This window comes from Streptomyces sp. NPDC101118 (assembly GCF_044759445.1).
Lineage (GTDB): Bacteria > Actinomycetota > Actinomycetes > Streptomycetales > Streptomycetaceae > Streptomyces.
Genome location: NZ_JBIVZG010000005.1, coordinates 300,028 through 322,039, shown reverse-complemented (window position 1 = coordinate 322,039; position 22,012 = coordinate 300,028). Strand labels below are relative to the sequence as shown.

The 22,012-nt window shown below is 73.0% G+C and carries 22 protein-coding genes; 17 read left to right on the top strand and 5 right to left on the bottom strand.

The window, feature by feature from the left end; genetic code table 11:
• Positions 1 to 46: 46 nt before the first annotated feature.
• From ACIQUQ_RS12565 to glmM, 5 genes are all read left to right on the top strand, one after another.
• Positions 47 to 1,675 carry an ABC-F family ATP-binding cassette domain-containing protein gene (locus ACIQUQ_RS12565; protein WP_399946064.1) on the top strand — a complete coding sequence of 543 codons (1,629 nt, stop codon included), beginning with the start codon at positions 47 to 49 and terminating at the stop codon, positions 1,673 to 1,675.
• Positions 1,676 to 1,701: 26 nt separating this feature from the next.
• On the top strand, positions 1,702 to 2,946 hold the full coding sequence (locus ACIQUQ_RS12560) for a glycosyltransferase family 87 protein (protein ID WP_403974470.1): 1,245 nt from the start codon (positions 1,702 to 1,704) through the stop codon (positions 2,944 to 2,946).
• Positions 2,947 to 3,190: 244 nt separating this feature from the next.
• Positions 3,191 to 3,634: a 50S ribosomal protein L13 gene (gene rplM, locus ACIQUQ_RS12555; RefSeq protein WP_399946068.1), complete on the top strand. Its 444-nt coding sequence runs from the start codon at positions 3,191 to 3,193 to the stop codon at positions 3,632 to 3,634.
• Positions 3,635 to 3,676: 42 nt separating this feature from the next.
• Positions 3,677 to 4,192, top strand: a complete 516-nt coding sequence (rpsI, locus tag ACIQUQ_RS12550; RefSeq protein ID WP_403663451.1) for a 30S ribosomal protein S9 — start codon at positions 3,677 to 3,679, stop codon at positions 4,190 to 4,192.
• Positions 4,193 to 4,324: 132 nt separating this feature from the next.
• Positions 4,325 to 5,683, top strand: coding sequence for a phosphoglucosamine mutase (glmM, locus tag ACIQUQ_RS12545; RefSeq protein WP_403974468.1), 1,359 nt, complete (start codon positions 4,325 to 4,327; stop codon positions 5,681 to 5,683).
• 38 nt (positions 5,684 to 5,721) lie between these two features.
• Here glmM and ACIQUQ_RS12540 read toward each other — a convergent pair whose 3' ends face one another.
• Positions 5,722 to 6,666 carry a DUF389 domain-containing protein gene (locus ACIQUQ_RS12540; RefSeq protein WP_403974465.1) on the bottom strand — a complete coding sequence of 315 codons (945 nt, stop codon included), beginning with the start codon at positions 6,664 to 6,666 and terminating at the stop codon, positions 5,722 to 5,724.
• 20 nt (positions 6,667 to 6,686) lie between these two features.
• Positions 6,687 to 7,676 (bottom strand): type I pantothenate kinase, encoded by a 990-nt coding sequence (gene coaA, locus ACIQUQ_RS12535; protein ID WP_403974463.1) that lies wholly within the window; start codon positions 7,674 to 7,676, stop codon positions 6,687 to 6,689.
• Between the two features lie 240 nt (positions 7,677 to 7,916).
• Here coaA and ACIQUQ_RS12530 point away from each other — a divergent pair, with 240 nt between their 5' ends.
• The 7 genes from ACIQUQ_RS12530 (at position 7,917) to tsaE (ending at position 16,144) form a co-directional block, all read left to right on the top strand.
• A complete protein-coding gene (locus tag ACIQUQ_RS12530) occupies positions 7,917 to 8,687 on the top strand; it encodes a hypothetical protein (RefSeq protein ID WP_403974461.1) in 771 nt (256 codons plus the stop codon).
• Between the two features lie 221 nt (positions 8,688 to 8,908).
• Positions 8,909 to 10,756 carry a glutamine--fructose-6-phosphate transaminase (isomerizing) gene (gene glmS / locus ACIQUQ_RS12525; RefSeq protein WP_403974458.1) on the top strand — a complete coding sequence of 616 codons (1,848 nt, stop codon included), beginning with the start codon at positions 8,909 to 8,911 and terminating at the stop codon, positions 10,754 to 10,756.
• Positions 10,757 to 10,766: 10 nt separating this feature from the next.
• Complete coding sequence (locus ACIQUQ_RS12520) at positions 10,767 to 11,135, top strand: holo-ACP synthase (protein ID WP_403974456.1); 369 nt, start codon at positions 10,767 to 10,769, stop codon at positions 11,133 to 11,135.
• A 107-nt stretch (positions 11,136 to 11,242) separates the two neighbouring features.
• Positions 11,243 to 12,673, top strand: a complete 1,431-nt coding sequence (locus tag ACIQUQ_RS12515; protein ID WP_403974454.1) for an NAD(P)H-hydrate dehydratase — start codon at positions 11,243 to 11,245, stop codon at positions 12,671 to 12,673.
• A 664-nt stretch (positions 12,674 to 13,337) separates the two neighbouring features.
• A complete protein-coding gene (alr, locus tag ACIQUQ_RS12510) occupies positions 13,338 to 14,474 on the top strand; it encodes an alanine racemase (RefSeq protein WP_403974451.1) in 1,137 nt (378 codons plus the stop codon).
• 16 nt (positions 14,475 to 14,490) lie between these two features.
• On the top strand, positions 14,491 to 15,639 hold the full coding sequence (locus tag ACIQUQ_RS12505) for an alpha/beta fold hydrolase (protein WP_403974448.1): 1,149 nt from the start codon (positions 14,491 to 14,493) through the stop codon (positions 15,637 to 15,639).
• The gene (gene tsaE / locus ACIQUQ_RS12500; RefSeq protein WP_399946096.1) at positions 15,611 to 16,144 is read left to right on the top strand and encodes a tRNA (adenosine(37)-N6)-threonylcarbamoyltransferase complex ATPase subunit type 1 TsaE; all 534 of its coding nucleotides are present in this window, start codon (positions 15,611 to 15,613) and stop codon (positions 16,142 to 16,144) included. The genes ACIQUQ_RS12505 and tsaE overlap by 29 nt, the downstream gene beginning before the upstream one ends.
• Positions 16,145 to 16,177: 33 nt before the next feature.
• Here the strand turns inward: tsaE and ACIQUQ_RS12495 are convergent, their stop codons facing one another.
• Together ACIQUQ_RS12495 and ACIQUQ_RS12490 are read right to left on the bottom strand one after the other, a co-directional pair.
• The gene (locus ACIQUQ_RS12495; RefSeq protein WP_403974445.1) at positions 16,178 to 16,372 is read right to left on the bottom strand and encodes a hypothetical protein; all 195 of its coding nucleotides are present in this window, start codon (positions 16,370 to 16,372) and stop codon (positions 16,178 to 16,180) included.
• A 196-nt stretch (positions 16,373 to 16,568) separates the two neighbouring features.
• A complete protein-coding gene (locus ACIQUQ_RS12490; RefSeq protein WP_403974443.1) occupies positions 16,569 to 17,129 on the bottom strand; it encodes a hypothetical protein in 561 nt (186 codons plus the stop codon).
• 111 nt (positions 17,130 to 17,240) lie between these two features.
• Between ACIQUQ_RS12490 and tsaB the strand changes: the two genes are divergently transcribed.
• The 5 genes from tsaB to ACIQUQ_RS12465 all read left to right on the top strand — a co-directional run bounded on the left by tsaB (position 17,241) and on the right by ACIQUQ_RS12465 (position 20,778).
• Complete coding sequence (gene tsaB / locus ACIQUQ_RS12485) at positions 17,241 to 17,903, top strand: tRNA (adenosine(37)-N6)-threonylcarbamoyltransferase complex dimerization subunit type 1 TsaB (RefSeq protein ID WP_403974441.1); 663 nt, start codon at positions 17,241 to 17,243, stop codon at positions 17,901 to 17,903.
• A complete protein-coding gene (gene rimI / locus ACIQUQ_RS12480) occupies positions 17,900 to 18,415 on the top strand; it encodes a ribosomal protein S18-alanine N-acetyltransferase (protein WP_403974439.1) in 516 nt (171 codons plus the stop codon). Before tsaB ends, rimI begins: the two co-directional genes overlap by 4 nt.
• A complete protein-coding gene (gene tsaD, locus ACIQUQ_RS12475; protein WP_403974436.1) occupies positions 18,399 to 19,541 on the top strand; it encodes a tRNA (adenosine(37)-N6)-threonylcarbamoyltransferase complex transferase subunit TsaD in 1,143 nt (380 codons plus the stop codon). The genes rimI and tsaD overlap by 17 nt, the downstream gene beginning before the upstream one ends.
• On the top strand, positions 19,538 to 19,804 hold the full coding sequence (locus ACIQUQ_RS12470) for a hypothetical protein (RefSeq protein ID WP_403974434.1): 267 nt from the start codon (positions 19,538 to 19,540) through the stop codon (positions 19,802 to 19,804). Before tsaD ends, ACIQUQ_RS12470 begins: the two co-directional genes overlap by 4 nt.
• A gap of 134 nt (positions 19,805 to 19,938) precedes the next feature.
• Positions 19,939 to 20,778 carry a hypothetical protein gene (locus ACIQUQ_RS12465; RefSeq protein WP_403974431.1) on the top strand — a complete coding sequence of 280 codons (840 nt, stop codon included), beginning with the start codon at positions 19,939 to 19,941 and terminating at the stop codon, positions 20,776 to 20,778.
• On the opposite strand, the gene ACIQUQ_RS12460 is transcribed toward ACIQUQ_RS12465, so the two are convergent.
• Positions 20,717 to 21,997, bottom strand: a complete 1,281-nt coding sequence (locus ACIQUQ_RS12460; protein WP_403974550.1) for a methyltransferase domain-containing protein — start codon at positions 21,995 to 21,997, stop codon at positions 20,717 to 20,719. The genes ACIQUQ_RS12465 and ACIQUQ_RS12460 overlap by 62 nt on opposite strands.
• Between the last annotated feature and the right edge of the window lie 15 nt (positions 21,998 to 22,012).

The following is a 22,012-nucleotide window of genomic DNA, read 5'->3' as shown; positions in this document are numbered from 1 at the left end:
GGATAACGGGTTGGGCACCTGCCCCGGGGCCGGTCAGAATGCGGGCATGGGACATCTGGAAGCCGGGCACCTGGAGTACTACCTGCCGGACGGGCGGGTGCTGCTGTCGGACGCCTCGTTCCGTGTCGGTGAGGGCTCCGTGGTGGCCCTGGTCGGCGCGAACGGCGCGGGCAAGACGACACTGCTGAAGCTGATCTCCGGGGACCTGCAGCCGCACGGCGGTGCCGTGACGGTCAGCGGCGGGCTCGGCGTGATGTCGCAGTTCGTGGGGTCGGTACGGGACGAGACGACGGTGCGGGACCTGCTGGTGTCGGTCGCGCAGCCGCGGATCCGCACGGCCGCGAAGGCCGTGGACGAGGCCGAGCACCTGATCATGACGGTCGACGACGAGGCCGCGCAGATGAAGTACGCGCAGGCGCTCAGCGACTGGGCGGACGTCCAGGGCTACGAGGCGGAGACCCTCTGGGACGTGTGCACCATGGCCGCGCTCGGGGTGCCGTACGAGAAGGCGCAGTTCCGCGAGGTGCGGACCCTCTCGGGCGGTGAGCAGAAGCGGCTTGTGCTGGAGGCGCTGCTGCGCGGTCCCGACGAGGTGCTGCTGCTCGACGAGCCGGACAACTACCTCGACGTGCCGGGCAAGCGGTGGCTGGAGGACCAGCTCAAGGCGACCCGCAAGACGGTGCTGTTCGTCTCCCACGACCGGGAGCTGCTGTCCCGGGCCGCGGAGAAGATCATCAGCGTGGAGCCGGGCCTGGACGGCTCGGACGTGTGGGTGCACGGTGCCGGCTTCGACACCTTCCACGAAGCGCGCAAGGAGCGCTTCGCCCGCTTCGAGGAGCTGAAGCGGCGCTGGGAGGAGAAGCACGCGCAGCTGAAGAAGCTGGTCGTCACGCTGCGGCAGGCGGCCGCGGTCTCCCACGAGATGGCCTCGCGGTACGCGGCCGCCCAGACACGGCTGCGGAAGTTCGAGGAGGCTGGACCGCCGCCCGAGCCGCCGCGCGAGCAGGAGATCACCATGCGGCTCAAGGGCGGGCGTACCGGCGTACGGGCGCTGACCTGCGAGAAGCTTGAGCTGACCGGCCTGATGAAGCCCTTCGACCTGGAGGTCTTCTACGGCGAGCGGGTCGCGGTGCTGGGCTCGAACGGTTCGGGCAAGTCGCACTTCCTGCGCCTGCTGGCCGGGGACACCGAGCGGCCCGTGCCGCACGAGGGCGTCTGGAAGCTGGGCGCGCGGGTGGTGCCCGGGCACTTCGCGCAGACGCACGCGCACCCGGAGCTGTTCGGGCGCACGCTCGTCGACATCCTGTGGACGGAGCACGCCAAGGACCGGGGCGGCGCGATGTCGGTGCTGCGGCGGTACGAGCTGGAGCGCCAGGGCGACCAGGTCTTCGACCGGCTGTCGGGCGGCCAGCAGGCGCGCTTCCAGATCCTGCTGCTGGAGCTGTCGGGCACGACGGCGCTCCTGCTGGACGAGCCGACGGACAACCTGGACCTGGAGTCCGCCGAGGCGCTCCAGGACGGCCTGGAGGCGTACGAGGGCACGGTGCTGTGCGTGACGCACGACCGCTGGTTCGCGAAGTCCTTCGACCGCTACCTGGTCTTCGGTTCGGACGGGGTGGTCCGGGAGACCACCGAGCCCGTCTGGGACGAGCGCCGCGTCGAGCGCAAGAGGTGATCCCCGGGCGCCCTAGTCTCTGACCCATGCGCTGGGTCGGGAGAGGCGAGGGCGCCTTCGGGGCGTGGCTGCTCGGGCGCGCCCCGGGGATCCTGCAGATCGCGGCGGCGGGCGTGGTGCTGGCCGTGGCGGTGTCCGCCTCGGTGCGCGCCGCCGACGGGGGCATGGACAACGCCTTCGTGGTCCGGGCGGCCGACGCGCTGCTGGACGGCAGGTCCCCGTACGCCGACAAGCGCTTCCTGTACTTCCCGAGCGCGGTGCTGATGGCCGTGCCGGAGGCGCTGCTGCCGGTGGGCGTCCAGCGGGTCCTGGTCCCGCTGGGGACGTCGGCGCTGTTGGCCGTCGGCTGGTGGGCGGCGCTGCGGATCTTCTCGGTGCCGCTGCGCAGCCGGTTCGGGGTGCTGGGCCTCGCGGTGCCGGCGGCCGCCTACAAGCCGTACGCCAACCTGGTGCAGCTGGGGAACTGGACCTGCCTCTCCGCCGCGGCGCTGCCGCTGGCCCTGCTGGCCGCGCACCGGGGCCGCTGGGTGCGGGCCGGGCTGATCGTCGGCGTGGCGATCGCGGCGAAGCCGATGCTGGTGCCGGTGGGGCTGCTCTTCGTCTTCGCCCGGCGGTGGCGCGGGCTGGCCGCCGTGGTGCTGGTGCCGCTGGGGGCCTCGCTGCTGGGCGCGGTCCTGATGCCGCGGCCCTCGCTGTTCTTCACCAGGACGCTGCCCTTCCTGCTCCGGGGCCAGGACTCCTTCGCGCTGCCCTGGGACGCCTCGCCGGTCGCGGTCCTGCCGCGGCTGGGTGTGCCCCAGCCGGCGGCGGTGGCGGTCGCCGGGCTGATGGCGGCCGCGGGGCTCTGGTGCGCGTGGCGGCGCTGGCGGCGCGCGGACGAGGGGCCCGAGCGGCTGGTGGAGACGGCCTGCATGGTGATGCTCGCCGCATTCCTGGTCTCGCGGCCGTCCTTCGACCACTACCTCCTGGTGGTGCTCCCGCTGCTGCTGGCCTCGGGGGTCCGGGACGGCTCGATGCCGCGTTCCCCTTGGTTCTGGCTGGCCCTGGTGCCCCAGACGGCGGGCCTTCCGTGGCCCTCGGAGTTCGAGAACAAGAACCGGGCGTTCCGGGACATGGCGGCCCTCTGCTCGCTCGCCGGTCTGCTGGCCGGTCGTGCGCTGCGCCCGCGTCGGGTTACTCTGGAGCCCGTAACAACTGCGGGGTCCCCACCCAGGACCGAACCGGAGTGCGCCGCGACGCCAGTTCCACCGGCATCGCGGACCGCGTTTTGACCCGAATGGGTCCTCATGGGTATCCTGCTGGTTTGTTATGCGTATGGGCTGTCTCATTCTCACGTGATAGGTCCTTACGCCGGTCCACCGGACCGATGACCAGCAGTTCAAACCGTTCGTACGGGTTGCGTCCCCGATGCGAACGAGGGCTGTCGTGATCGTCCGTGGTGACCCTGTCAGGACCCGTCTCGCGGGGCTAGCGCCCCAGGGGACGACCCACCACTGAAGAAGCGAAGGCATACGCGTGCGTACGTTCAGCCCCAAGCCCGGCGACATCTCGCGCCAGTGGCTCGTCATCGACGCCCAGGACGTCGTCCTCGGCCGTCTGGCGACCCAGGCCGCTGCCCTCCTGCGCGGCAAGCACAAGCCGACCTATGCGCCTCACATGGACATGGGCGACTTCGTGATCATCGTCAACGCCGACAAGGTCCACCTGTCCGGCAACAAGGCCGCGCAGAAGATGGCCTACCGCCACTCCGGCTACCCGGGCGGTCTCCGCAGCGTCCGCTACGACGACCTGCTGGCGAACAACCCGGAGAAGGCCGTCGAGAAGGCCGTCAAGGGCATGCTCCCGAAGAACTCCCTGGGCCGTCAGATGCTCTCGAAGCTGAAGGTCTACTCGGGCGACCAGCACCCCCACGCTGCCCAGCAGCCGGTGCCGTTCGAGATCACCCAGGTCGCGCAGTAGTTCCGGCCACCCCCTAAGACGTAGAGAATTCTGAGGAGAATCGTGGCCGAGACCACCGTCGAGACCCCGCTTGAGGGCGACGAGACCTACGACGCTGTTACCACCTTCGAGTCCGAGGTTCCGGAGGGTGACTACACCTCCGAGTCCCTGGCCTCGCGCTTCGGCGACCCGCAGCCGGCTGCCGGCCTGGGCCGTCGCAAGAACGCCATCGCCCGCGTCCGGATCGTCCCGGGCACCGGCAAGTGGAAGATCAACGGTCGCACCCTTGAGGACTACTTCCCCAACAAGGTGCACCAGCAGGAAGTCAACGAGCCCTTCAAGGTGCTCGAGCTCGACGGCCGCTACGACGTCATCGCCCGCATCGCGGGTGGCGGCGTCTCCGGCCAGGCCGGCGCCCTGCGCCTCGGCGTTGCCCGTGCCCTGAACGAGGCCGACGTCGAGAACAACCGCGGCCCGCTGAAGAAGGCCGGCTTCCTCTCCCGCGACGACCGTGCGGTCGAGCGCAAGAAGGCCGGTCTCAAGAAGGCCCGTAAGGCCCCGCAGTACAGCAAGCGCTAATCTCCGCCTGCTGCTCTGCACGATTCCGCCCCGGCGGCACACAACCTGTGCTGCCGGGGCGGTTCGTTTACCGCCACAAGCGACGTATATCTGATAACAAACGGACCTTTCAGCGCGATCTCGGAGGACACAGTGGGACGACTCTTCGGTACGGACGGCGTACGTGGTGTCGCCAACGCGGATCTGACGGCTGAGCTCGCGCTCGGCCTCTCCGTGGCGGCCGCCCACGTGCTCGGCGAAGCGGGCACGTTCGAGGGCCACCGGCCGACGGCCGTGGTCGGCCGCGACCCGCGGGCGTCCGGAGAGTTCCTTGAGGCGGCCGTCGTGGCCGGTCTCGCGAGCGCAGGCGTGGACGTCCTGCGCGTCGGTGTGCTGCCCACCCCGGCCGTGGCGTATCTCACCGGTGCGCTGGGTGCCGACCTCGGCGTGATGCTCTCCGCCAGCCACAACGCCATGCCCGACAACGGGATCAAGTTCTTCGCCCGCGGCGGCCACAAGCTCGCCGACGAGCTGGAGGACCGGATCGAGTCCGTGTACGAGGAGCACCGCACCGGGGCCCCGTGGGAGCGCCCCACCGGTGCCGGCGTCGGCCGCGTCACCGACTACGACGAGGGCTTCGACAAGTACGTCGCCCACCTGATCGGCGTGCTCCCCAACCGCCTCGACGGCCTGAAGGTGGTCCTGGACGAGGCGCACGGTGCTGCCGCCCGCGTCTCGCCCGAGGCCTTCACCCGGGCCGGGGCCGAGATCGTCACGATCGGTGCGGAGCCGGACGGCCTGAACATCAACGACGGCTGCGGCTCCACCCACCTGGACCTGCTCAAGCGCGCCGTCGTCGAGCACGGCGCCGACCTCGGCATCGCGCACGACGGCGACGCAGACCGCTGCCTGGCCGTGGACGGCGAGGGCAACGAGGTCGACGGCGACCAGATCCTCGCCGTGCTGGCCCTCGCCATGCGCGAGGCCGGCGGGCTGCGCCAGAACACCGTGGTCGCCACCGTGATGTCCAACCTCGGCTTCAAGCTGGCGATGGAGCGCGAGGGCATCCGCTTCGTGGAGACCGGTGTCGGCGACCGCTACGTGCTGGAGTCGATGAAGGAGCACGGCTACGCGCTCGGCGGCGAGCAGTCCGGCCACGTGATCGTCCTCGACCACGCCACCACCGGCGACGGCACCCTGACGGGCCTCATGCTGGCCGCCCGGGTCGCCGCGACCGGCAAGTCCCTCGCCGAGCTGGCCGGGGTCATGAACCGGCTGCCGCAGGTGCTGATCAACGTCAAGGACGTCGACAAGTCCAAGGTGTCGACCTCCGCCGAGCTGGCCACCGCCGTGGGCGAGGCCGAGCGCGAGCTGGGTTCCACCGGCCGGGTGCTGCTGCGCCCCTCCGGCACCGAGCCGCTCGTACGGGTGATGGTCGAGGCCGCCGACCTGGAGCAGGCCCGCTCCGTGGCCGGCCGCCTCGCGGACGCCGTGAAGTCGGCGCTCGGCTAGGGGAATCCGGCTGGTCCGTGCCGGTCAACCGGCCCGGCTCACCTGCTCTGGCGCACCCAGCGGCCCCGCTGGGTGCGCCAGAGCAGTTTCTGGGCGTACAGGGTCAGCAGGCCGGCCAGCACGATCCCGCCCAGGTTCAGCGCCAGCTGCACGCCCGAGCCCCACATCTGGCCGAAGTCGCCGTAGCTGAGCGCGACGGCCGCGTTGGCGGCCGCCGGGACGGTGGTCACGGAGATGGCCACGCCGACCAGGGCCCCGGACTTGGCGGAGGTCAGGGAGAGCACTCCTGCGGTGCCGGCGAGCAGGGCCACCACGAACGAGAACGGGTCCGGCTGCCAGATGAAGCTGGTGTTCGGCCGCGGGTTCTCCAGCATGCCCTCGTCGAACAGGCCGAGCGCGTCCATGACCAGGCTGAAGACGGTGGTCGCGATGATCGCCGACGTGAAGCCGACCACCAGGGCCAACAGCGAGCGGCCGACCGCCCGGGGCACGCGCTGCACGATGCCGGTGCAGATGCCGGCCAGCGGGCCGAACTCCGGGCCGACCGCCATCGCGCCCACGATGAGGACGGCGTTGTCGAGCACCACACCACAGGCCGCGATCATGGTCGCGAGGATCATGAAGGCCGCGTAGGTGATGGTGAGGGTGGACTCCTCGTGGGTCGCCTCGGTCAGCTCCTCCCACAGCACCGCGTCCGCGGCCTCGCCCGGAGCCTCCTCCTCCGCGGCGTCGGCCCGGGTCGACAGCGAGATGTCGATGTTCTCCACCGCGATCGAGCCGTCCTCGTGGATGCCGAGTTCGCGCAGCCCGTGCAGCAGCTCGTCACCCGCCTCGCGGGCCACGTCGCAGAGCACCAGGTCGCCCTGCGGGTCGCGGGCGGCTCCGGGCAGGACCACCACGTGGGTGGTGCCGACGGTCCGCTCGACGACGGCGACCACGGCCTCGGTCCGGTCCGGCGGGGTGATCATCCTCAGGTGCAGCATGGCCGCACCCTATGGGCTGACTACAGCTTGCGCAGGCTCAGCCGCTGCACCTTGTGGTCCGGGCCCTTGCGGATGATCAGGTTGGCCCGGCCGCGGGTGGGGGCCACGTTCTCCAGCAGGTTGGGCCGGTTGATGGTGCGCCACATCGTGCGCGCGTAGTCCATCGCCTCTTCCTCCGAGACCTGCGTGTACTTCCGGAAGTAGGAGAAGGGGTTCTGGAAGGCGGTCTCGCGGAGCTTGCGGAAGCGGTTGAGGTACCAGCGCTCGATGTCCTCGGGGCGCGCGTCCACGTACACGCTGAAGTCGAAGAAGTCGGCGAGGCCCACCCGGGTCCGTCCGTCCTTGCCGGGCAGGGCCGGCTGGAGCACGTTGAGGCCCTCGACGATCAGGATGTCCGGGCGGCGGACCACCAGGCGCTCGCCCGGCACGATGTCGTAGATCAGGTGCGAGTAGACGGGCGCGGTGACCTCTTCCCTGCCCGCCTTGATGTCGGCGACGAAGCGCGTCAGGGCACGCCGGTCGTACGACTCCGGGAAGCCCTTGCGCGAGGTCAGGCCGCGCTCCTGGAGCTCCTTCATCGGGTACAGGAAGCCGTCGGTGGTGACCAGCTCGACGCGCGGGTGCTCCGGCCAGCGGGCGAGCAGGGCCTGGAGCAGACGGGCCACGGTGGACTTGCCGACCGCGACGGAACCGGCCACGCCTATGACGAACGGGGTGCCCTGCTGGGCGCCGTGGCCGTTGCCCGCGTCGCCCAGGAAGGTGTTCAGCGCGCCGCGCAGGTTGCTGGTCGCGCCCACGTACAGGTTGAGCAGGCGCGAGAGCGGCAGGTAGACGTCCCGTACCTCGTCGAGGTCGATGACGTCCCCGAGGCCCCGCAGCCGCTCGACCTCGTCCGCGGTCAGGGGAAGGGGGGTGCGCTCGCGCAGGGCGCTCCACTCGTCGCGGGTGAGGTCGACGTAGGGCGAGCCCTCGGCCCGGCGGGGCGTGCTTCGTGGCGGCGAAGTGATCACACCCTCATTGTCTGCGCTGCGGGGCCCTCGTGGGTGGTGGGCTCGGTCACTGGACCTGGAGGGTTGTACGACTGGATGTACCGATCCTGCGGACGTGCTGTGACGCGATGGTCACGATTGTGGGGAGCCGCCGTAATTCGGGAGCGGGGCGCGGGTGGATCGAAGATCATCGTTCGGTCCGCGTGGGACGCGATGAACGCCGCGCGGGGGGGATTTCCAGACTTCATGAGAGATGGGTTCATGCGCACCGTCATCCGCCGTACCGCCGTAGCCGTCACCGCCGCCTCCCTGGCCCTGCTCGTGACCGCCTGCGGTTCCGACAAGCCGGACGCGAAGAAGGAGGCGCCGGCGGGGGACAAGGGCGCCCAGAGCAGCGCCCCGGCCGCCAAGGCCCTGTCCACCGCCGAGCTGGAGAAGCTGCTCGTCGAGCAGGCCGACGTGCCGGACTACACGGTGAAGGCCGACGCCAAGGCCAAGCCGGTCGCCGCCGCCGGCTCCGCCAAGGCCGACAAGGCCGCCTGCCAGCCGTTCGCCGACGCGATCGGCGGCACCATCGCCACGCCCGCGGGCCAGGCCGTGCGGATGGCCGTGCTCACGCCGAAGGACTCGGGCAAGAAGCAGAGCCCGGAGGAGAAGGCGCTGGCCGGGCTGAACGCCCTGAAGTCGCCCGCCACCCGCGTGCTGCTCGGTTCGTACGAGGGTGACGGGGCGTCCGAGGCCCTGAACACCGTCAAGAACTCCGGGGCCGAGTGCATGAGCGGCTTCACCGTCACCCAGGACGGCGAGACCACGAAGATCACGGCTGCCACGCCGATGACGCTGGCCGCCGGCGAGGAGGCCACCTCCTGGTCCTTCACCATGGACATGGGCGGCGGCGATGAGGCCAAGTTCAACCTCGGCCTCATGCGCCAGGGCAACACGCTCGCCAGCTTCTACACCTTCAGCCTGGGCGGCTCCGTCGAGGAGCTCCCCATCAAGGTGATCGACGCCCAGGAGAAGAAGCTCGCCTGAGCCGGACTCCGCGCGACGCGGTGACGGCTCGCCGAGTGCGGTGCCGAGCGGCTTCCAGCCGCTTCCCGAGCCGCTTCCCGAGCGGCTTCCCGAGCCCCATCCCGAGCCCCATCCCGAGCCGCTTCCCGAGCCGCTCCGCGTCAACCCGCCCCGCCCGGGCCGTCGCCCGGGCGGGGTTTCGCTTCTTCGGCAGCCCGCCGCGAGCGCATAGGCTGCGGCGCATGTGCGGAATCGTCGGTTACGTAGGAGCGCAGTCCGCGCTCGAAGTCGTCATCGCAGGACTCAAGCGGCTCGAATACCGGGGTTACGACTCGGCCGGGGTCGCCGTGCTCGCCGACGGCGGCCTGGCCGCCGCCAAGAAGGCGGGCAAGCTCGTCAACCTGGAGAAGGAACTGGTCAGCAGGCCGCTGCCGACCGGGTCCACCGGCATCGGACACACCCGCTGGGCCACCCACGGCGGCCCCACGGACACCAACGCCCACCCCCACCTCGACAATTCGGGGCGCGTGGCCGTCGTACACAACGGCATCATCGAGAACTTCGCCGCGCTGCGCGACGAGCTGGCCGAACGCGGCCACAAGCTCACCTCCGAGACCGACACCGAGGTGGTCTCCCACCTGCTCGCCGAGCAGTTCTCCTCCACCGGGGACCTCGCCGAGGCCATGCGGCACGTCTGCCGGCGCCTGGAGGGAGCCTTCACCCTCGTCGCCGTGCACGCCGACGAGCCGGACGTCGTGGTCGGCGCGCGGCGCAACTCCCCGCTGGTGGTGGGCATCGGCGAGGGCGAGTCCTTCCTCGCCTCGGACGTCGCCGCCTTCATCGCCCACACCCGTTCGGCCATCGAACTCGGCCAGGACCAGGTCGTCGAGCTGCGCCGCGAGGGCGTAACGGTCACCGGCTTCGACGGCGCGCCCGCCGAGGTCCGCGCGTACCACGTGGACTGGGACGCCTCGGCCGCCGAGAAGGGCGGCTACGACTACTTCATGCTCAAGGAGATCGCCGAGCAGCCCAAGGCCGTCGCCGACACCCTGCTCGGGCGGATCGACGCCAGCGGCACCCTCTCCCTCGACGAGGTGCGGATCCCCGACTCCGAGCTGCGGGAGGTCGACAAGGTCGTCATCATCGCGTGCGGCACGGCCTACCACGCGGGCATGATCGCCAAGCTGGCCATCGAGCACTGGACGCGGATCCCCTGCGAGACGGAGCTGGCCAGCGAGTTCCGCTACCGCGACCCGATCCTCGACCAGCGCACGCTGGTCATCGCCATCTCGCAGTCCGGCGAGACCATGGACACCCTGATGGCCCTGCGCCACGCCCGCGAGCAGGGCGCCAAGGTGCTGGCCATCTGCAACACCAACGGCTCGACCATCCCGCGGGAGTCGGACGCCGTCCTCTACACCCACGCCGGACCCGAGGTGGCCGTCGCCTCGACCAAGGCCTTCCTGACCCAGGTGGTGGCCTGTTACCTGGTGGCGCTGTACCTGGGACAGGTGCGCGGCACCAAGTGGGGCGACGAGATCCAGGCAGTCATCCGCGAACTGTCCGCCATCTCCGGGGCCGTGGAGCAGGTGCTGGAGACCATGGAGCCGGTACGGGAGCTCGCGCGCTCCCTCGCCGACAAGAACACCGTCCTCTTCCTGGGCCGGCACGTCGGCTACCCGGTGGCCCTGGAGGGCGCGCTCAAGCTCAAGGAACTCGCGTACATGCACGCCGAGGGCTTCGCGGCGGGCGAGCTCAAGCACGGGCCCATCGCGCTGATCGAGGAGGACCTGCCGGTCGTCGTGGTGGTGCCCTCGCCGCGCGGCCGCTCGGTGCTGCACGACAAGATCGTCTCCAACATCCAGGAGATCCGGGCCCGCGGGGCGCGCACCATCGTGATCGCCGAAGTGGGCGACGAGGCGGTGGTCCCGTACGCCGACCACCTCGTGCGCATCCCGGCCACGCCCACGCTGCTCCAGCCGCTGGTGGCGACGGTCCCGCTGCAGGTCTTCGCCTGCGAGCTGGCCACGGCCCGCGGCAACGAGGTGGACCAGCCGCGGAACCTGGCCAAGTCGGTGACGGTGGAGTGAGGTCGGGGTCGTGATCATCGGGGTGGGGATCGACGTCGCCGAGATCTCCCGGTTCGAGGAGGCGCTGGCGCGTACGCCCGGCATGGCCAAGCGCCTCTTCATCGACCGGGAGCTGCTGCTGCCCAGCGGCGAGCGGCGCGGCATCGCCTCGCTCGCCGCCCGCTTCGCGGCGAAGGAGGCACTGGCCAAGGCCCTCGGCGCGCCGCCGGGACTGCTGTGGACGGATGCCGAGGTGTACGTCGAGGACACCGGCCAGCCGCGGCTGCGGGTGTCCGGCACCGTCGCGGCGCGGGCGGCCGCGCTCGGGGTGCGGTCCTGGCACATCTCGCTCAGCCACGACGCGGGCGTGGCCTCCGCGGTGGTGATCGCGGAGGGGTAGGGGTGGGGGCGTCCGTTCGCGGTGGGGTGGTCGTGCGGGTGGCCGTTCGCGCTGGTGACCGCTTGAGGTAGGCCGCGCGGGCGGCCCGGCGTGCCAAGCTGGCGGTCATGCGTACCGCTTACAGCGTGGAGACCGTACGGGCCGCCGAGCGCGAGCTGATGGACCGGCTGCCGGAGGGCGCCCTGATGCAGCGTGCGGCGGCCGGGCTGGCCGCGGCGTGTGCCGGGCTGCTGGGTCGGGTGTACGGGGCGCGGGTCGCCCTGCTGGTCGGGCCCGGCGACAACGGGGGCGACGCCCTCTACGCCGGTGCGCGGCTGGCCCACCGGGGGGCCGGGGTCGTGGCGGTGCCGATGGATCCCGAGCGCGTTCACGAGGGCGGGCTCGCGGCGCTGCGGGCCGCGGGCGGCCGGGTTGCCGGGCGCCTTGAGGGACGGGTCGACCTGGTCGTCGACGGGCTGCTCGGGATCGGCGGCCGGGGCGGTCTGCGGCCCGCCGCCGCGGAACTGGCCCGGCAGGCGGCCGCGGCGCGGGAGGCGGGGGCGCTGGTCGTCGCCGTGGACCTGCCGAGCGGCGTGGACGCGGACACCGGGGAGGTGGCCGGAGACGCGGTCACCGCGGATGCCACGGTCACCTTCGGGGCCTGGAAGCCCGGGCTGCTGGTGGACCCGGGGGCCGGCCGCGCGGGTGCGGTCCGGCTGGTCCCGATCGGGCTGGAGCTCGGGGAGCCGCCGGTGCTGGAGGCGCTGCAGTACGCGGACGTGGCCGGGCGGCTGCCCGTGCCGGGTGCCGCGAGCGACAAGTACCGGCGGGGCGTCGTGGGCGTCGTCGCCGGGTCCGCGCGCTACCCGGGGGCGGCCGTGCTGGCGGTCGCCGGGGCGCTCCGCGGAGGTGCGGGCGCGGTCCGATACGTGGGTCCCGCGGGCGACGAGGTGCTGGCCCGGTATCCCGAGACGCTGGTCCACGACGGGGCTCCGGGGAAGGCCGGGCGGGTCCAGTCCTGGGTCGTGGGTCCCGGCCTGGGGGACGACCGTTCGGCCGTGGGCGAGGTGCTGGCCTCGGACGTGCCGGTGCTCGTGGACGCGGACGGGCTGCGGGGCCTCGACCCGGATGCGGTGCGCGCGCGGCCCGCGCCGACGCTGCTGACCCCGCACGCGGGGGAGGCCGCGGCGCTGCTGGGCGTCTCCCGGGACGAGGTCGAGTCCGGCCGGCTGGCCGCGGTGCGCGAGCTGGCGGGGCGGTACGGCGCGGTCGTGCTGCTGAAGGGTTCCACGACCCTGGTGGCGGGGCCGGCCGGGGGCCCGGTGCGGGTCAACCCGACGGGTACGCCCTGGCTGGCCACCGCCGGGAGTGGTGACGTGCTGTCCGGGCTGGCGGGCTCGCTGCTGGCCGCGGGGCTGACGGCACCGGACGCCGCATCCGTCGCCGCCCACCTCCACGGCCTGGCGGCCCGCCTCGCGTCCTCGGGCGGGCCGGTGCTGGCGCACGAGGTGGCGGAGGGGCTGCCGCGGGCTTGGCGGGAGGTCGGGCGGCGGCTGTAGGGGGTGGATGGTGCGGGCCGTTCCTGGCCTGGCGGCCAGGGGCGGTGGTCAACGGTGGGCCCGTGGACATGTCTTCTGGGGTGCGCTTCCCGGTATGCCCACTGCTTTAACCGGCAGTGCGCCTACAGGCCTTCATGCGCCTCCCCGTCCGACCTTCCGTAGCCGGCTCATGCGTTCAGAGGAGCGTGGCTGGGCTGGCTGGTGGGCTGATGGAGGCTCCCGTGCACCGGATACCGCGTCACGGTTTCGTTTGGGCGCACCTTCTATGGCTGGTGTTCACGACTACCGGTTTTCGATGGTTGCTGCTGTCTCGGACCTCAGCCACAGAAGGTGCGCCCACGCGATAGGTGCGGGCGATCACCGGCGCACGGGAGCCTCCATCAGCCACCCACCATCAGCAACCACGCTTCTCTGAACGCATGAGCCGGCTACTGGACGGAATACGGGGAGGCGCATGAAGGCCTGTAGGCGCACTGCCGGGCAGGCTTGGCTCGCTTCGGGGAGGCGCAATCCAGAGGACATGTCCACGGGCTCACCGTTGGCCACGGCCCCCGGCCGCAGGGCCGGGCACGACCCCCACCATCCCCCCACCACACACGGGACACGCCCCCCGCCCGCGGCGCCCGGGCGGAGGGTGGCGGGGGGTTCTGAGAGACTGGGCGGGATGAACGAGACACCGCCGCGCGTCCGCGCCGAGATCGACCTGGCTGCCGTACGGGGAAACGTGCGCGCGCTGCGCGACCGGGCGCCCCGGGCCGAGCTGATGGCCGTCGTGAAGGCGGACGCCTACGGACACGGGGCCGTGCCCTGCGCCCGCGCGGCGCTGGAGGCCGGGGCCGGGTGGCTCGGGACGGCGACCCCGCAGGAGGCGCTGGCCCTGCGTGAGGCCGGGATCACCGCACGGACGCTCTGCTGGCTGTGGACCCCCGGGGGGCCCTGGCGCGAGGCGATCGAGGCGGACATCGACGTGGCCGTCAGCGGCATGTGGGCGCTGCGGGAGGCCGTGGCCGCCGCCCGTTCGGCCGGGCGTACCGCGCGCGTGCAGCTCAAGGCCGACACCGGGCTCGGGCGCAACGGCTGCCAGCCCGCCGACTGGGCCGAGCTGGTCGGCGAGGCCCTCGCCGCCCAGAGCGAGGGGACGATCCGGGTCACCGGCCTGTGGTCCCACTTCGCCTGTGCCGACGAGCCCGGCCACCCGTCCATCGCCGCTCAGCTCGCGCTCTTCCGCGACATGGTCGAGTACGCGGAGAAGGAGGGCCTGGAGCCGGAGGTGAGGCACATCGCCAATTCCCCCGCGACCCTGACCCTCCCCGAGACCCACTTCGACCTGGTGCGCACCGGCCTCGCCGTGTACGGCGTGTCGCCCGCTCCCGAGCTGGGCACCCCCCGTCAGCTGGGCCTGCGCCCGGCCATGTCGCTGAAGGCATCGGTCGCCCTGGTCAAGGCCGTCCCCGCGGGCCACGGCGTGAGCTACGGGCACCACTACGTCACCGGGCACGACACCAACCTGGGGCTCATCCCCGCCGGGTACGCCGACGGCATCCCGCGGCACGCCTCGGGCCGGGGCCCGGTCCTCGTCGGAGGAAAGGTGCGGACGGCCGCCGGCCGGGTGGCCATGGACCAGTTCGTGGTCGACCTCGGCACCGACACGGTCGGCCCCGGCGACGAGGCGGTCCTCTTCGGCCCCGGCGACGGGGGCGAGCCCACGGCCGAGGACTGGGCGCAGGCCGCCGGCACCATCGCGTACGAGATCGTGACGAGGATCGGGGCGCGCGTCCCGAGGGTCTACCTGAACCCCTGAGCAGAGGTGAGGTGCCGTGAGCGAGAACTGGCGCAAGGCCGGCGTGGCCGGCGCCGCGATCGGCGTCATAGCCGCCGGGGCGGCAGCCGGGGTGGCCGTGGAGCGGCTCACCGTCGGGCGCGGCATGCGCAAGAAGGCCCGCCTCGCCCTGGACGCCTCGGGCCCGTACGGATCCCTGCGCGGCACTCCGGGCAAGGTGCGCGCCGATGACGGCACCGAGCTGTACTACGAGGTGGACGAGGCCCCGGAGGCCAAGCGCTCCCGCTTCCGCCGCAAGGCGGCCCCGACGGTGGTCTTCTGCCACGGCTACTGCCTGAACCAGGACTCCTGGCACTTCCAGCGCGCCGACCTGCGGGGGCTGGTGCGCACGGTCCACTGGGACCAGCGCAGCCACGGCCGCTCCGAGCGGGGGCTGGCGCAGGCCGACGGCAGCCCGCTGACCATCGAGCAGCTGGGCCGGGACCTGAAGACGGTGATCGACGCGGCGGCCCCCGAGGGTCCCCTGGTGCTGGTCGGCCACTCCATGGGCGGAATGACGATCATGGCGCTGGGGGAGCTGTTCCCCGAGCTGGTGCGGGACCGCGTGGTCGGCGTGGCCTTCGTGGGCACCTCCAGCGGCCGGCTGGCCGAGGTGACGTACGGGCTTCCCGCGGCCGGGGTCGGCGTGGTGCGCCGCGTGCTGCCTGGGGTGCTGCGTGCCCTGGGCGCCGAGGTGGAGCTGGTCGAGCGCGGACGCCGGGCGACGGCCGACCTCTTCGCCGGGATGATCAAGCGGTACTCGTTCGGCTCGAAGGACGTCGACCCGGCGGTGTCCCGCTTCGCGGAGCGGATGATCGAGAACACCCCGATCGACGTGGTCGCGGAGTTCTATCCGGCCTTCCAGGAGCACGACAAGACGGCCGCCCTGGCGAACTTCGACCACGTGCCGGTGCTCGTCCTGGCCGGTGACAAGGACCTGATCACCCCGTCCGGGCACAGCGAGATCATCGCCGAGCACCTGGCGGACCCGGAGCTGGTGGTCGTGCCGGACGCGGGGCACCTGGTGATGCTGGAGCACCCGGAGACCGTCACCGGGCGGTTCAGGGAACTGCTGGACCGGGCCGGCGCCCTCCCGGCAGCGGCTAACGTGGGCGCTTATGGAAGCACCGCACATCCGGCCCGCTGAGGCCGAGCCCCGGCCGGTCACCCGGGTCACCGTCGACTCCCCCGAGCGGATGCAGGAACTGGGCCGGCGGATCGCCGGGCTGCTCCGCCCGGGCGACCTCGTGCTGCTCACCGGTGAGCTGGGCGCCGGCAAGACCACCCTGACGCGCGGCCTGGGCGAGGGCCTGGGCGTGCGCGGGGCGGTGACCTCCCCGACCTTCGTGATCGCGCGGGTGCACCCGTCGCTGGTCGACGGTCCGCCGCTGGTGCACGTGGACGCGTACCGGCTGGGCGGCGGTCTGGACGAGATGGAGGACCTGGACCTGGACGTCTCGCTGCCGGACTCCGTGGTGGTCGTGGAGTGGGGCGACGGCAAGGTCGAGGAGCTGTCCGACGACCGGCTGCACGTGGTGATCGCGCGGGCGGTCGGCCACGAAGAGGTCCTGGACGACGTCCGCGAGGTGTCGGTGACCGGCGTCGGCGCGCGCTGGGCCGACGGCCGGCTGGCCGAGCTGGCGAAGGTCTGAGCCAGCCCTGCGGCACGGGCTCCGGTACGGGGGTCAGGCGGCTTCCGGTGGTGCCGGGGCGGCCTCCTCGGCGAGGTCCGGCGCGGGTGCGGGGCGGCGCGGCGGGGTGGAGACGGCGGCCGCCGCGGCGCAGGACGCCAGCAGGTCCCGTACCGACGGGCCGGCCAGGGGCGCGGCGCGGCGCGGCATGCGGTCGCCGTGGGGTTCTTCGCGCTCTGCTGCGGGCATGGCTGCCTCCTGGCCGATGCCGAAGTTAGGGTGCCCTAACCAGGTCTCGCTACCATGTCACCACGCGCGCCTGTACCCGCGCAATATCTTGCCGACGACTTGTCGGAAACGATCCGGGGACGACGGACGGGCCCGGGCGCGAGCGCCCGGGCCTGTCGTCCGTTCGAGTGAAGTCGGTTGATCTTCGTCGGGGCCCCTACGGGACCACGACCACCTTCGAGCCGATCGTGGCGAAGGTCCACATCGCGTCGCCGTCGGCGCGGGCCATCCGGATGCCGCCGGTCTTCCTGGAGGGGTCGGGCTCCGGCAGCCTGCCGTCCACGCGCGCGCTGAAGCCGATCGCGACGCCGGCGGAGTTGGCGAACCGTACGACGTGCTCGATCGGCACCCCGTCGGAGCCGGTCACCTGACCCGAGCGGGAGCTGACGGTGTACGAGCCCGGCGCCGGGTGGACCGTAGAGGGAACCACGGTGAACGTCTTCGGCTTGCGGCCGGCCTCGCCGACCAGCCAGACCCGCTTCGTGCCGACCGCGTACACGACCCGCACACCCGTGCCGGAGTTCGCGGGCAGCGCGAACTCCTGCTGCTTGCCCTGGGAGTTGCCGGTGCCCTTGTCGGGCGTCACCGTGCCCGGCTGCTGGGGGGCCACGGCATGCATGGCGGGGGCGCTCGCCGACGCCTGGTAGGCGAGGAAACCGACGGCGGCCACCGCCGCGGCCGTGAGCCCGGCCACGATTCCCGAGCTGCTGCGTGCCACCCTGTCCCACCTTCGCGCCGCACACCGTCAATGCCTGTGGTGACGGTAGCAGCCGGGGTCCCCGGGAACGGGCCCGCCATCGCCCGGTCCCCGGAGTCGTAGGCTGTTCGCGTGCTCTTGCTCGCTGTGGATACCGCTACTCCCGCCGTCACCGTCGCCCTGCACGACGGCCGGTCCGTCGTCGCCGAGGCCCACCAGGTCGACGCCCGCCGCCACGGGGAGCTGCTGCTCCCCTCCGTCGACCGGGTGCTCGCCGAGGCGGGCCTGAAGCTCGACGCCGTCACCGGCGTCGTGGTCGGCGTCGGCCCCGGCCCGTACACCGGCCTGCGCGTCGGCCTCGTCACGGCCGCGACCTTCGCCTCCGTGCTCGGCGTGCCGCTGCACGGCCTGTGCACGCTCGACGGCCTCGCGTACGCCGCGGGGCAGGCCGGCGTCGAAGGCCCCTTCGTCGTCGCGACCGACGCGCGGCGCAAGGAGGTCTACTGGGCCCGTTACGAGGACCCGCGCACCCGGACCGGCGGCCCCGCCGTGGACCGCCCGGCCGAGATCGCCGAGCAGGTCGCCGGCCTGCCCGCGGTCGGTGCCGGCGCGCTGCTCTACCCCGAGGTCTTCCCGGACGCCCGCGGGCCCGAGCACCAGTCGGCCGCGGCCCTGGCCTCGCTGGCGGCGGAGAAGCTCGCCGCGGGGGAGGAGTTCCTGCCGGCGCAGCCGCTCTACCTGCGCCGTCCCGACGCCCAGGTCCCGAAGAACTACAAGGTGGTCACCCCCAAGTGACCGCGGGCACTGCCGTACTGCGCGAGATGCGCTGGTGGGACATCGAGCCGGTGCTGGAGCTGGAGCACGAGCTGTTCCCCGAGGACGCCTGGTCCGCCGGGATGTTCTGGTCCGAACTCGCCCACGCCCGCGGCCCGCAGGCCACCCGCCGCTACGTCGTGGCGGAGGAGCCCGCGGCGGACGGGGGCGCCCGGATCGTCGGGTACGCGGGCCTGGCCGCCGCCGGCGACCTGGCCGACGTACAGACCATCGCCGCCGCCCGCGATCAGTGGGGCACCGGGCTCGGCGCCCGGCTGCTCACCGACCTGCTGCGCGCCGCCACCGCCTTCGAGTGCGCCGAGGTGCTGCTGGAGGTGCGGGTGGACAACACCCGCGCCCAGCGGCTCTACGAGCGCTTCGGCTTCGAGCCCATCGGCTTCCGGCGCGGCTACTACCAGCCCGGCAACGTCGACGCGCTGGTGATGCGACTCTCCGACCCTGCTACTTCCGTACGAGATGAGAACCATGGCTGACGAACCGCTCGTCCTCGGCATCGAGACCTCCTGCGACGAGACCGGCGTCGGCATCGTCCGCGGCCACACCCTGCTCGCCGACGCCGTCGCCTCCAGCGTCGACGAGCACGCCCGCTTCGGCGGTGTCGTCCCCGAGGTCGCCTCCCGCGCGCACCTGGAGGCGATGGTCCCCACGATCGAGCGCGCGCTGAAGGAGGCCGGAGTCTCCGCCCGCGACCTCGACGGCATCGCGGTGACCGCGGGGCCCGGCCTCGCGGGCGCGCTGCTGGTCGGCGTCTCGGCGGCGAAGGCGTACGCGTACGCCCTCGGCAAGCCGCTGTACGGCGTCAACCACCTGGCCTCGCACATCTGCGTGGACCAGTTGGAGCACGGCGCGCTGCCCGAGCCGACGATGGCGCTGCTGGTCTCCGGCGGACACTCCTCGCTGCTGCTGGCCCCCGACATCACCTCGGACGTCCGGCCGCTCGGCGCCACGATCGACGACGCCGCGGGCGAGGCCTTCGACAAGATCGCCCGCGTGCTCGACCTCGGCTTCCCGGGCGGCCCGGTGATCGACCGGCTCGCCAGGGAGGGCGACCCGAACGCGATCGCCTTCCCGCGGGGCCTGACCGGGCCGCGCGACGCGGCGTACGACTTCTCCTTCTCCGGCCTCAAGACGGCCGTGGCGCGCTGGATCGAGGCCAAGCGGAACGCCGGCGAGGAGGTGCCGGTGCGCGACGTGGCCGCGTCCTTCCAGGAGGCGGTGGTCGACGTGCTGACCCGCAAGGCGATCCGCGCGTGCAAGGACGAGGGCGTGGACCACCTGATGATCGGCGGCGGCGTGGCGGCCAACTCCCGGCTGCGCTCGCTGGCGCAGGAGCGGTGCGACGACGCGGGGATCATCCTGCGCGTGCCGCGCCCGAAGCTGTGCACGGACAACGGTGCGATGGTCGCGGCGCTGGGCGCCGAGATGGTCGCGCGCGGACGTGCGGCCTCGGACTGGGACCTGTCGGCGGACTCCTCGCTGCCGGTGACGGACCCGCACGTGCCGGGGGCGTCGCACGGGCACGCTCACGGCCACGGCCACGGCCACGGGCATGACCACGACCACGTGCACGAGCTCAGCAAGGACAACCTGTACTCATGAGCACCGTCGCGCTGATGTGGGAGGCCCGCGCCGTCGACGGGCGCGGGGCCGAACTCCTGGAGTGGGCCAGGGCGCAGGCCCAGGTGCTGGCCGGGGAGCCGCTGCGGCGCGAGGTGTTCCGCGCGCCGCAGGACCGGGTGCTGGTGATCACCTGGTGGGCGGCGGAGTTCGGGGACGGGCTGCCGGAACTGCCGGAGCCGGCGGCGGACCTGATCACGCGTCCGGTGCACCGCTGGCGGTTCGAGTCGGTCGACGGGGGCTGACGGCTCAGGCTCGGGCTCCGGCGGAGCCCGCGGCGCGGGGCCATGGCGGCGCGGGGCCGGTGCGGCGTCCGCGACGCCGGCCGGCGGGGGCCGAGAGTCGACGGTGGGCGGCGGAGGGCCGTTAAGGTCGGCGCATGCGCCGTCGTGATCTTCCCCCGCCGCCGCCCGCGCTCATATCGCCCTGGCCGGACGCGACCGCGGCCCGGGCCGAACGCGGCCGGATCCTCGGGGAACTCGTGCGGCACAGCCTGGGGCTCTGGACCCTGCTGGCGCTGTGGACGGTGGCCGGGGTCTGCGCCCTCGGCTGGTCGTTCGTCGGGATGGCGCTGATGTCCTTCGAGCGCGGCGGCGGGGAGAACCTGCTCGGGCTGCTGTTCCTGGTGCTCGGTACGGGCGTGCTCGTGCCGGGCGGCTTCCTGCTGGCCGCCGGGGCGCGCCGGGACCGCCGCGTGCGGCTGCTGCTGGGCGCGTGGGCCGCGTCGGGGCACGATCCCGTGACCGACCCGGCGCACCGGGCGGCCGGCCGGAGCCTGGGCTGGCTGCTGGCCTCCTTCGGGGTGTGCGCCCTCGGGCTGTGGGTGACCTTCGGCGTGGCCGTGGGCGCGGAGCCGGACGGTGCCGGCTCGGGAAGGGTCGCGTACTGCATGGGCCTGGGCCTGATCCTGTGGATCACCGGGCTGCTGGGCGTGGCCAAGGCGGCCGTGCACTACCGGTGGGCGGTACGGGCCTTCGCGCGGCCGGGAGGCCGGGCGGCGGGCACGGCTGCCGGCCTCGGGGGTGCCGCCCCGGCGGGATCCGGAGCTGCCGGGCCGGCCGGTCCCGGGGGCATCGCCCCGGCGGGGCCCGGGCGGGCGGGGCCCGGACAGGCGGCGGCCGGAGCCGCGGACGCCGCGCCGGCCGGGCCGGATCCGGTCACGGGCGGGCCGGGGCGGGAGCGCCGATCAGCACCGACGGAGCACCCGCCACGCGGGTGAGGAACACGGTGGCGGAGTTCGGGCCCTGCGGCTTGACCTTCTTGCGCAGCTCCTCGGGCTCGACGGCGGAGCCGCGCTTCTTGACGGTGAGGATGCCGACCTCGCGCTCGCGCAGCAGCGCCTTGAGCTTCTTCAGGTTGAAGGGCATCACGTCGGTGATCTCGTACGCCGTGGCGTAGGGCGTGGGCCGCAGCTCGTCGGCGGTGACGTACGCGATGGTCGGGTCGATCAGCCGGCCGTCCAGCTCGGCGGCGACCTCGGCGACGAGGTGGGCGCGGATGACTGCGCCGTCCGGCTCGTACAGGTAGCGGCCCACGGGGCCCGGCTGCGGGTCCGGCAGCGGGTCGGCGGTCCGCAGGGAGGTGCCGCCGGGGAGCAGGGTGGCGCGCACGGAGCCGGGCCCGGTGCCGAACCAGAGCACGGCCTCCTTCACGTCCCCGCCGTCGGAGATCCACTCGGCCTCGGCCTCGGCGGGCACGGCCTCGTGGGGGATGCCGGGGGCGATCTTGATGGCCGCGTGCCCGGCCGTACGGGCGGCGGCCACGGCCCAGGAGAGCGGCGGGGAGTAGGCCTCGGGGTCGAAGGTGCGGCCGCGGCCGCCGCGCCGGGCGGGGTCCAGGAAGACCGCGTCGTACCCGGCCGTGTCCACCTCGGTGACGTCGGCCTCGCGCACCTCGATCAGCTCCGACAGGCCCAGCGCCGCGGCGTTGGCCCGCGCGACCGCGCAGGTCAGCGGGTCCCGGTCGACGGCCAGGACCCGGATCCCGGCGCGGGCCAGGGCCAGGGCGTCGCCGCCGATCCCGCAGCACAGGTCGGCGAGGCTGCGTACGCCGAGGGCGGCGAAGCGCTCTGCGCGGTACGCGGCGACGGTGGCGCGGGTGGCCATCTCGACGCCGCCGGGGGTGAAGTACATCCGGTACGCGTCCTCGGCGCCGAACTTGGCGACGGCGCGCTGGCGCAGCCGGGCCTGGCCGAGGGCGGCGGAGACCAGTTCGGCGGGGTGGTCGCGGCGCAGCCGGGTGGCGGTGGCCAGCTCCTTCGCGGGGTCGTAGTCCCGCAGCGAGTCGAGCAGGGCGCGGCCCTCGTCGGTGAGCAGGGCGGCGAAGGAGTCGAGGTCGTTCACCGGCCCATTGTCGGCCAGTCGGTGGAAGGTGCGCGCCCGCCCGAGGTGTCGTGGAGGTGGGGCGGCTTCCGGATGACAGGATCCGGCGCCATGCAGCTAGTAGGAAAAAAG

Excerpts from the sequence above, each read along its gene's own strand:
- ACIQUQ_RS12565 (WP_399946064.1), top strand. The coding sequence starts at position 47 with ATGGGACATCTGGAAGCCGGGCACCTGGAGTACTACCTGCCGGACGGG.
- ACIQUQ_RS12560 (WP_403974470.1), top strand. The coding sequence starts at position 1,702 with ATGCGCTGGGTCGGGAGAGGCGAGGGCGCCTTCGGGGCGTGGCTGCTC.
- ACIQUQ_RS12540 (WP_403974465.1), bottom strand. The coding sequence starts at position 6,666 with ATGCTGCACCTGAGGATGATCACCCCGCCGGACCGGACCGAGGCCGTG.
- ACIQUQ_RS12530 (WP_403974461.1), top strand. The coding sequence starts at position 7,917 with ATGCGCACCGTCATCCGCCGTACCGCCGTAGCCGTCACCGCCGCCTCC.
- glmS (WP_403974458.1), top strand. The coding sequence starts at position 8,909 with ATGTGCGGAATCGTCGGTTACGTAGGAGCGCAGTCCGCGCTCGAAGTC.
- ACIQUQ_RS12515 (WP_403974454.1), top strand. The coding sequence starts at position 11,243 with ATGCGTACCGCTTACAGCGTGGAGACCGTACGGGCCGCCGAGCGCGAG.
- alr (WP_403974451.1), top strand. The coding sequence starts at position 13,338 with ATGAACGAGACACCGCCGCGCGTCCGCGCCGAGATCGACCTGGCTGCC.
- tsaE (WP_399946096.1), top strand. The coding sequence starts at position 15,611 with ATGGAAGCACCGCACATCCGGCCCGCTGAGGCCGAGCCCCGGCCGGTC.
- ACIQUQ_RS12495 (WP_403974445.1), bottom strand. The coding sequence starts at position 16,372 with ATGCCCGCAGCAGAGCGCGAAGAACCCCACGGCGACCGCATGCCGCGC.
- tsaD (WP_403974436.1), top strand. The coding sequence starts at position 18,399 with ATGAGAACCATGGCTGACGAACCGCTCGTCCTCGGCATCGAGACCTCC.
- ACIQUQ_RS12470 (WP_403974434.1), top strand. The coding sequence starts at position 19,538 with ATGAGCACCGTCGCGCTGATGTGGGAGGCCCGCGCCGTCGACGGGCGC.
- ACIQUQ_RS12465 (WP_403974431.1), top strand. The coding sequence starts at position 19,939 with ATGCGCCGTCGTGATCTTCCCCCGCCGCCGCCCGCGCTCATATCGCCC.